This is a genomic window from Agrobacterium genomosp. 13 str. CFBP 6927 (genome assembly GCA_900012615.1).
Classification (GTDB): domain Bacteria; phylum Pseudomonadota; class Alphaproteobacteria; order Rhizobiales; family Rhizobiaceae; genus Agrobacterium.
In genome coordinates this window covers 2,163,600-2,172,173 of the sequence record LT009757.1, presented here as the reverse complement: position 1 = coordinate 2,172,173, position 8,574 = coordinate 2,163,600, and the positions used below count along the sequence as shown (strand labels likewise).

Below are 8,574 nucleotides of genomic sequence, written 5' to 3'. Positions count from 1 at the left end.
CAAGGGCAGAGATATTCCGGGACGAGGGGTGCCCCCCTCATCCGACCCTTCGGGCCACCTTCTCCCCGGCGGGGAGAAGAAAGGCCCAGCAATGTCCCGCCTCAAGCCAGCATCAATTGCGCAAGCCGGTGGCCACGACGGAAATCTTGAAGGCGCCGTCCAGCGTCGGATCGAAGGAAGCCCCCATCACCACATCGGTCTCCTCGCTCACCGCCTCGCGCACCAGCGTCATCGCCTCATCGATCTCGTAAAGCGTCAGGTCGTTGCCGCCGGATATGGAGACAAGCGCACCACGTGCTTCCTTGAGAGAAGGCTCGCCGAGCAGCGGATTGGCAATGGCGGCGGCGGCGGCTTCCGAGGCGCGCTTCTCACCCTTGGCCTGCGCGGTGCCCATCAGCGCACGCCCGCCATTCTTCATGACATAACGCACATCGGCGAAATCGAGATTGACCAGACCTTCGCGCAGGATGAGGTCGGTGACACAACGCACACCCAGCGACAAAACCTTGTCCGCCGTCTTCAGCGCATTTTCGAAGGTTGTGCCGGCATCCGCAATACGCAGAAGGTTCTGGTTGGGAATGACGATGACGGTATCGGCTGTGTTCAGCAGATTGGCGAAACCATATTCGGCGGCCCGCATGCGGCGCGCGCCCTCGAAGCTGAACGGCAGGGTGACGACGCCGACGGTCAGAATGTTCTTCGCACGGCAGGCTTCGGCGATGACGGGAGCCGCCCCCGTGCCGGTGCCGCCGCCCATGCCGGCGGTGATGAAGCACATGTCGTAACCGCTCAGGTGATCCATGATCTCATCGAGCGAATCGATCGCCGCCTGCCGGCCGACTTCAGGATCGGCACCCGCCCCCAGCCCGCCCGTCAGCTCGGAGCTCAGCTGCACAAGCCTCGGCGCGTTGGTTTTCTTCAGCGCCTGCGCGTCCGTATTGGCCGCGATGAAATCGACGCCGCCGATGCCCTCGGCAATCATGTTGTTGATCGCGTTTCCGCCACCACCGCCAACGCCGATAACGGCAATATTGGGCGTGTTGCGGGCAATGGTGGCGCGCGGAGACTGGGTCATCGTCTTATTCTCTTTCTGAACTCATAGGGTCCCGCGCCGTTTTTAAGCGCGGCACGCGAATGATCGGCTAGGCTCCAGCACGTCCTTCCTCACGCGGGAAGGAGGCTGTAACGCCTTGAATTTGCAATAAGCCTCTTGGCCATATGCGGCAAAAAGGCCTGTACTCCAGGGGCGAAAAATACGCTACGGCGACGTTCCCCCACCCTTTCCCCGGATGAAAACCAAACCGAATCAACTGCTTCGCTATTCAGAGGTGATAGCTGAAAAGCCATGCCGTTTACACTCCATTCACCATGTTTATCTCACTTTGGAACGAGTTGCCCCGACAGGTGTTTGCTTGCCAGCAGCGCCAAAGCGCACAGAATGGAGGCAGGCATATGTTGGCAGACGTCTTGCAGAGCGAACCGGGTTTCCGCACGCAACAGCCGCGCGTGCTGATCGTGGAAGACGAGTTTCTCATCGCCATGGATATAGAAGATTCCATACTCCAGGCCCAGGAAGAAGCAAATGTCATCGGCATCGCCAACCGGCTGGAGGACGCGGTCATGCTCGGCAGCCGGGCCGATATCGCCTTTGTCGACGTCAACCTTGCCGATGGCCAGACCGGCCCCGAAATCGGAAGGCGGCTTTCGCAGGATCACGGCGTCGTGGTGATTTTCATGACGGCGAACCCGGAAGTGGTGGTCAATCTCGGCATCGGTGCCGGCGTGATCGCTAAACCCGTGCCTCAGGATGCCGTTGAACAATGCCTTGCCTATGCGCTTGCCAAGCTGGCAGGCACCCGCGCCGTCACGCCCATCGGCATGATGGCCTTCGACTAAGCTATTCCCTGACAATGAAGTGAAACGCCAGAAACAAAAAAGCCTGCCGCGGGAGGAGGTGCGGCAGGCTTTTTGAAAAAATGAACAGCGATATGGGAGGAGGAAAACCGCTGTCCCCGGGGCAATCCTTGGGAGGAGGAGTGGATTACCCGCAATACCGAAAGGATGTGGGAGGAGGTACATCCGTTTCGATGGTTGGAAGATAACATTTTCCTGCGCGTTTTGCAGGCACAAGGTTGCAGCACAGATATGCGTTTAGCGCATAACCAATATTGGCGACAGAATTACCGGCGACTATTGCGCCAAGACCGTCGCGATATCGCTGCAATGGCACCAGTCACCGTTCCTGAATACATCGCCGCCCGTTGCAGGCAACGATCCAAGGATCAAGCACGGTGATATCGCAGCAGCAGAGTCCAAAAAACAAAAACGCCCGCTAAGCGGGCGTTTGGGCATTCAAAAGCGGCATTTTCGCCTTGATTACTTGCCGACTGCGGCGCGGGCGACGCTGGTGATCTGGCTGCGATCAATACCGAGATCGTGCAGTTCACGGGTGCTCATGCGGCCCAGTTCGTTGATGGTCTGACGATATTTGCGCCAATTGTTGAAGCTGCGTGCTACGTTCATGACATTACCCTTTCTGAGGTTTAGGTGACGTCAGTAACGTTTTCGTTCCGGCGTCCTTTGATGCCCCCTATATGCGCTTTCTCTCGCCCAATGAACAGGCAGAATAAGGCAGGCCACCCATGCGCTGCATGCAAGGGTTCCAAAAGGGGCACGGCGTTACTGGAAGGTTTCAGAACTTGTAGCGGACGCCAAAGACGTTGGCGTTTGTTGCGCCCTTCATATTACCCAGCGTCTTGCCGCCGCCGGAACGGTGGTGAAGACGCCAGAAGAATTCCGTCGAGGAATCCTCGCTGAAGGAAACGTTGATCTCAGGCCCCAGATAAAACAGGACATTGGCGTTGCCATCATCCTTGATTTCCTGTTCGCGCTCACGGCCTCGCTGCGCATCGTTCACGAGGCTCAGGCCCGCCGTGAAGCTTGGCGTGACGAACAGCCGTTCTCCGAGCTTGATCTGCTCGTAACGCGCAACCGGCCCCGCCCAGACCTCACCGGTGAAGCCCTTGCCAAATCTGGCGGCAATGCCGATTTCGCCACCCAGCTTCACATTGCCGATGCTGTAGGGATAAAACTGGTAACCGCCACCAATAATGGCGTTCCTCTCATATTCCACCGGAATGAGAGCCGCGCTTTTCAGCATGTCTTCCTTCGTCATGGCGCCGGCAAAGCCGAATATCGCTTCGCTCGTCTCCGAAGTCATATCCTCCGACGCGAAAGATGATGTCGCGGCCAGTGCTATCATGGCCGCCAGCGACAGACGTGCTGCAATATTCATTCTGCTACTCCTGAACAAAGCCCGCTTTACCCAGCCGTCCTCATAGGCATATTCCCTGAAGGCGAACATACCGTTACCGAACACAATAAATTCAACACGGGCGAATTGGCGGGAAAACAGGCATTTTTCCCGGGTTCAGCGCAGGAATCGCCTGAAACGGCGAAGCGCAAAAACGAAAAGCGCGCTGCCGATGGCCAAAAGCGCCAGCAATTGCGGCCAGACGACATCCAGCCCGGCCCCGCGGAAAAGCACCGATTGCGCCAGAATGACAAAATGGGTGTTGGGTGCGAGAAGCATGAGATACTGGATGATGTCAGGCATGCTCTCACGCGGCGTCATGGCCCCGGAGAGCACCTGCAACGGCAGTAGAAACAGGATCAGCAGCATGCCGAACTGCGGCATGGAACCGGCAACCGTCGCCAGAAATATGCCCATCGAGGTCATGGCAAAGAGTTGCAGGGCGGTCCCAAGCAGGAAAAGCGAGAGCGAGCCTTCAATCGGAATGGCAAGCAGCCCCCTGACGACGACGAACAGCGAAAATGCCGAGGCCACCAGCACCACGAGGCCCATGGACCAGACCTTGCTCAGCATTATCTCCAGCGGCGTCACCGGCATGACCAGCAGATGCTCGACCGTGCCATGCTCACGCTCGCGAATGAGCGCCGCCCCCGTCAGCACGATGGACAGCATGGTGATGGCGGTGATGATGTTATTGATCGATCCGAACCACGACTTGTCCAGTTCCGGGTTGAAACGGGAGCGCAGCGTCAGGTCCACCGGCACCGAGGTCGCACCACGATAGCGGTTCATATATTCCTGGATTTCGCTGGTCACGATGGTCTGGACATATCCGCCGCCGCTGAAAGCCTGGCTCATGCGGGTGGCATCGATGTTGAGCTGAATGGCCGGCTGCTGCCCCGCCATCAGGCGGCGCTGGAAATCCGGCGGAATGTTGAGCGCGAAAGTATCGAGCCCTGCATCCATGCGCTTGTCCATTTCAGCAATGGAAATCTGCTTTGGCGGCGCAAAATAGGGCGGATAAAACGCCGTGCTGATGCGGCCCGAAAGCGGTGACTGATCCTCATCAACAATCGCGATGGCGGCATTGTTCAGCGTCTCAGGCAGCGCGCTGGAGCCGGTATAGATCTGCAGCGTGAAGGCGTAGACGATCAGCAGCAGCAACATGCCGTCACGCGCAAGGCCGCGCAGTTCCTTGATGCCGAGCTGGAAGATGTTGGACGAAAACAACCTCATGACGCCTGTTTCCTCAAGAGAGCGGCGCCGGCGATGAGCAACAGCGGAATGGCGATGATCAGCGGCAGGAAAGAGCCGGAAAGGCCGGCGAAATCCAGCCACTTCGAAAAGGTCCCGCGTGAAATCGTCATGAAATAGGTGGCGGGATAGATGTTGCCGATGAAGGCGCCCGCCCCCTGCAGCGACGAGACGGGATCGATCATGCCCGAATATTGCGTCGCCGGAATGAGCGTCAGCAGGGCCGTACCGAAGATCGCGGCAATCTGGCTCTTCATGAAGGACGACATGACGAGGCCGATCGAGGTGGCGATGATGACGAAGAGCAAGGCTCCCGTTGCGTAAGCAAGATAACTTCCCGTAAACGGCACCCGGAAGATGAAGATGGCGAATGCCGTCAGAAGCAGGAAATTGAGCATGCCGAGGGCGACATAAGGCAGCTGCTTGCCGATCAGGAATTCCAGCCGGGTGGTTGGCGTTACGTAAAGATTCACAATGGAGCCGAGCTCTTTCTCCCGGACAACACTGAGCGCCGCCAGCATGGCCGGAATGAGCATGAGCAGCAGCGGAATGACCGCCGGCACCATGGCCACAAGGCTTTTGACATCAGGGTTGTATCGATAGCGCGTTTCGATGCTGAAACTGCTCTGTGTCGCCGCACTGCCGTAAATCTCGGCCGCCTTCCTCGCAAGCCATGTCTGGTGCATGCCCTGCACGTAACCGCGCACCGTCTCGGCCCGCTGCGGCATGGCGCCATCGATCCAGGCGCCTACCTCCACCGTCTTGCCGCGCAGCACATCCCGGCCGAAACCGGGAGGAATTTCAATGGCGAGGCTCAGTTCGCCATCGCGCATGCGCCGGTCCATATCGGCATAGTCGCGGATCGGTTCCTTTTCGATGAAATAACGGGAACCGGCTATATCCAGCACATAATCGCGGCTGATGGTGGAATCGTCGCGGTCCAGCACCGCAAAGGTCAGATCCTCGACATCCAGATTGATGCCGTAACCGATCACGAACATCAGGATGACGCTGCCAAGCACCGCCAGCGTGCCGCGAATGGGGTCTCGCTGCAGTTCCAGCGCCTCGCGGCGCGTATAGCTGAACATGCGCCTGACATCGAAAAACCGTTTGCGGGTGGGCGCTGCATGTGGCGTCACAGGCACATCCGCTTTAGCGACCGGCACCGCCGCCGGTTCCGCCTTTTTCACGCCGGACGCATCTTCGAGATAGGCGACGAAAGCCTCTTCCAGCGTTGCCGCATTCCGGCTCTTGGTAATCGCGTCCGGTGTATCGCTGATCAGCACCTTGCCGGCATGCATCAGCGAAATCCGGTCACAGCGCTCCGCCTCGTTCATGAAATGGGTGGAGATGAAAATCGTGACATTATCGTTGCGTGAGAGATCGGCAAGGATTTGCCAGAAGCCGTCGCGGGCCACCGGGTCGACACCGGAGGTCGGCTCGTCGAGGATGAGAATGTCAGGCGAATGGATCATCGCCACCGCCAGCGACAGTCTTTGCCGGATGCCAAGAGGCAGGTCGTCCGGCAGAGTCTCCATGACCGCGCCGAGATCGAAGCGCTCCGCCATCTCGGCGATGCGCGGCTGAATTTTCTCTTCGGGCAGCTTGAACAGCCGCGCGTGCAGATCGAGGTTCTGGCGCACCGTCAGTTCGGAATACAGCGAAAAGGCCTGGCTCATGTAACCGACGCGGTGGCGGATGGCCATGTCGCTGGCATCCACCTTGTGCCCGAAGAGCTTCGCCTCGCCTTCGCTCGCGGCCAGAAGCCCGGTCAGCATCTTCATGGTGGTGGATTTTCCGCAGCCGTTCGAACCAAGAAATCCGAAAATCTCGCCACGCGGAATCTTGAAGCTGACATTGTCGACAGCGGTAAAGTCACCGAAGCGCATGCTCAGATGCGAGGCCTCGATGGCATAGTCACCATCATCGCTCGCCTTGCGCGGCGCGATATGCACCTCGTGGTAACCCTTGCGCTTTTCTTCCGGAAGAAGCGCGATGAAGGCCGCATCGAGATTGGCAGCCGAGGTGCGCTCCAGAAGTTCGGCAGGCGATCCCGTTGCCAGAATTTTTCCGCCATCCATGGCAACCAGCCAATCGAAACCGGCGGCTTCCTCCATATAGGCCGTGGCGACGATGACGCTCATGCCTGGACGCCCGGCCCGGATCGAATCGATCAGTTCCCAGAACTGCCGGCGCGACAGTGGATCGACACCCGTGGTCGGCTCATCGAGAATGAGCAGGTCCGGGTCGTGGATCAGCGCGCAGCAGAGCCCGAGCTTCTGCTTCATGCCGCCCGAAAGCTTCATTGCCGGACGGTCGGCAAAGGGCTCGAGGCCGGTACTTTTCAGCAGTTCGGCAATGCGCGCCTGCCGCTCCCTGCCGCCCTGCCCGAACAGCCGCCCGAAAAAGTCGATATTCTCGAACACGGACAGGGTGGGATAAAGGTTCTTGCCCAGCCCCTGCGGCATATAGGCAATGCGCGGGCAGGTATCCTCGCGGTGGCGCGGATCGGACATATCGCCGCCCAGAACCTCCACCTTTCCCTTCTGTATGGCCCGCGCACCTGAGACGAGCGAGAGGAGGCTGGATTTGCCGACACCGTCCGGCCCGATAAGCCCGATCATCCGCCCGGACGGAATTTCAACCGATATGTCGGCCAGAGCGACCGTGCTGCCGAAGGCCAGCCGCACATCCGCCAGCCGTGCAACCGGCGCATTCCTGTCGTTTTCACTGCTCATCGCGGCGGGTGTGCCCATGGCGGCCACCCTCACTTGACGAGGTTACGTTCGAGATTTTCCGGCCAGGCCGCCTTCGGATCAAGCCGGACATAGGCCATGCCGGGCAGGCCGGTTTTGACATATTGAATGTATTTCTGCAGCAGTTCCTGCGGGATCTGCGCCCGCACCCGGAAGGTCAGCTTCTGGCGCTCTTCCTCGGTCTCGACCGTTTTCGGGGTGAACTGCGCGACATCGGCCACGAAGGAAACCTTGGCCGGAATGGTGTATTGCGGCGCGGCATCGAGGATGAGGCGCACGTCGGACCCCATCGATGTGCGGCCGGCCTCGGCCGTCGGCAGGAAGAACGTCATGTAGACGTCGCCGAGATCGACGAGATTGAGAACGCGGCCACCGGCGGAAAGCACCTCTCCGGGCTGGGCGATGCGATATTGCACGCGGCCGTCGCGCGGCGATTTCAGCGTCGCATCGGTGATGTCAGTCTCGATGCTCTCAATATCCGCCTGTGCGGCATCAACCGCCGCTTCCGCGTCGACGATCTGCGCCCTGGCGGCGTTGATGGCGGCATCCGAGGCGGCAAGCGAGGCCTCAGCCGAGGCAAGCGTGGCGCGGGCGGATAGCTCGGCCGCTTCGCTGTCGTCGACAATCTGCTGCGACACCGCGTTGCCGGTCAGCAGCTGTTTCGAACGTGCATTGGTCTTGGAGGCGGAATCGAGCTGCGCCTTGCGCTGTTCCACCACGGCCAGAGCCGATGTTTTCTCCGCCTCCCGCTGGGCAACGAGGCTGTTTGCGGTATCGGTCGCTATTTTAGCGCGGCGAAGCTGTGCTTCCGCCTGGCGCTTCTTGGCTTCCAGCTGGGCCGTGTCCATCTGCGCCAGCACCTGCCCGGCCTTCACGAAGTCGCCTTCGCGCACCATGATATCCTGAAGACGGCCCGCTGTTTTCGAGGAAATATCGATCTCCACCGCCTCGATCCGGCCGTTACTGGCCACGAACCCGGCGGGAAGCCCCTCCCCCGTCAGCTTCGACCAGAAGAAATAGGCGGCAACGGCAACAGCCAGAACCACCAGACCAATGAGCAAGCCTTTTTTAGACATCCGTCTTCCCCATGAACCCTTCAGGTTTCAACCGTAATACGTAAAAACCGAAGAAGCCAGCCACCATCGCGTTCAGAATTCGCACCCGGTATTTCTTCTGTTTGAGGAAATGGGCCGGGTCATGCGGCTGTTTAAGTGAGGGTGCGCTTCGTGGCTTTGACACAAGTCAAGTGCA

General features: G+C 59.4%; 7 protein-coding genes. 1 reads left to right on the top strand and 6 read right to left on the bottom strand.

Features of this window, described 5'->3' with window-relative positions; all coding sequences use genetic code 11:
- Positions 1-112: 112 nt before the first annotated feature.
- On the bottom strand, positions 113-1,075 hold the full coding sequence (gene ftsZ, locus AGR13A_RS24125) for a cell division protein FtsZ (protein WP_003499495.1): 963 nt from the start codon (positions 1,073-1,075) through the stop codon (positions 113-115).
- A gap of 377 nt (positions 1,076-1,452) precedes the next feature.
- On the opposite strand from ftsZ, the gene AGR13A_RS24120 reads away from it, so the two are divergent.
- On the top strand, positions 1,453-1,896 hold the full coding sequence (locus tag AGR13A_RS24120) for a response regulator (RefSeq protein WP_080840101.1): 444 nt from the start codon (positions 1,453-1,455) through the stop codon (positions 1,894-1,896).
- 480 nt (positions 1,897-2,376) lie between these two features.
- Here AGR13A_RS24120 and AGR13A_RS24115 read toward each other — a convergent pair whose 3' ends face one another.
- The 5 genes from AGR13A_RS24115 to AGR13A_RS24095 all read right to left on the bottom strand — a co-directional run bounded on the left by AGR13A_RS24115 (position 2,377) and on the right by AGR13A_RS24095 (position 8,399).
- Positions 2,377-2,523, bottom strand: coding sequence for a DUF1127 domain-containing protein (locus AGR13A_RS24115; protein WP_077983920.1), 147 nt, complete (start codon positions 2,521-2,523; stop codon positions 2,377-2,379).
- A 169-nt stretch (positions 2,524-2,692) separates the two neighbouring features.
- A complete protein-coding gene (locus AGR13A_RS24110) occupies positions 2,693-3,295 on the bottom strand; it encodes a hypothetical protein (RefSeq protein WP_035224908.1) in 603 nt (200 codons plus the stop codon).
- Positions 3,296-3,430: 135 nt separating this feature from the next.
- A complete protein-coding gene (locus tag AGR13A_RS24105) occupies positions 3,431-4,549 on the bottom strand; it encodes an ABC transporter permease (RefSeq protein ID WP_035224907.1) in 1,119 nt (372 codons plus the stop codon).
- A complete protein-coding gene (rbbA, locus tag AGR13A_RS24100) occupies positions 4,546-7,323 on the bottom strand; it encodes a ribosome-associated ATPase/putative transporter RbbA (RefSeq protein WP_080840469.1) in 2,778 nt (925 codons plus the stop codon). Before rbbA ends, AGR13A_RS24105 begins: the two co-directional genes overlap by 4 nt.
- An 11-nt stretch (positions 7,324-7,334) precedes the next feature.
- Positions 7,335-8,399: an HlyD family secretion protein gene (locus tag AGR13A_RS24095; protein WP_080840099.1), complete on the bottom strand. Its 1,065-nt coding sequence runs from the start codon at positions 8,397-8,399 to the stop codon at positions 7,335-7,337.
- Between the last annotated feature and the right edge of the window lie 175 nt (positions 8,400-8,574).

What these genes read in the sequence shown, in the direction of transcription:
- AGR13A_RS24095 (WP_080840099.1), bottom strand. Translation starts at nt 8,399, where the DNA reads ATGTCTAAAAAAGGCTTGCTCATTGGTCTGGTGGTTCTGGCTGTTGCC.
- AGR13A_RS24110 (WP_035224908.1), bottom strand. Translation starts at nt 3,295, where the DNA reads ATGAATATTGCAGCACGTCTGTCGCTGGCGGCCATGATAGCACTGGCC.
- AGR13A_RS24105 (WP_035224907.1), bottom strand. Translation starts at nt 4,549, where the DNA reads ATGAGGTTGTTTTCGTCCAACATCTTCCAGCTCGGCATCAAGGAACTG.
- AGR13A_RS24120 (WP_080840101.1), top strand. Translation starts at nt 1,453, where the DNA reads ATGTTGGCAGACGTCTTGCAGAGCGAACCGGGTTTCCGCACGCAACAG.
- ftsZ (WP_003499495.1), bottom strand. Translation starts at nt 1,075, where the DNA reads ATGACCCAGTCTCCGCGCGCCACCATTGCCCGCAACACGCCCAATATT.
- AGR13A_RS24115 (WP_077983920.1), bottom strand. Translation starts at nt 2,523, where the DNA reads ATGAACGTAGCACGCAGCTTCAACAATTGGCGCAAATATCGTCAGACC.
- rbbA (WP_080840469.1), bottom strand. Translation starts at nt 7,323, where the DNA reads ATGGGCACACCCGCCGCGATGAGCAGTGAAAACGACAGGAATGCGCCG.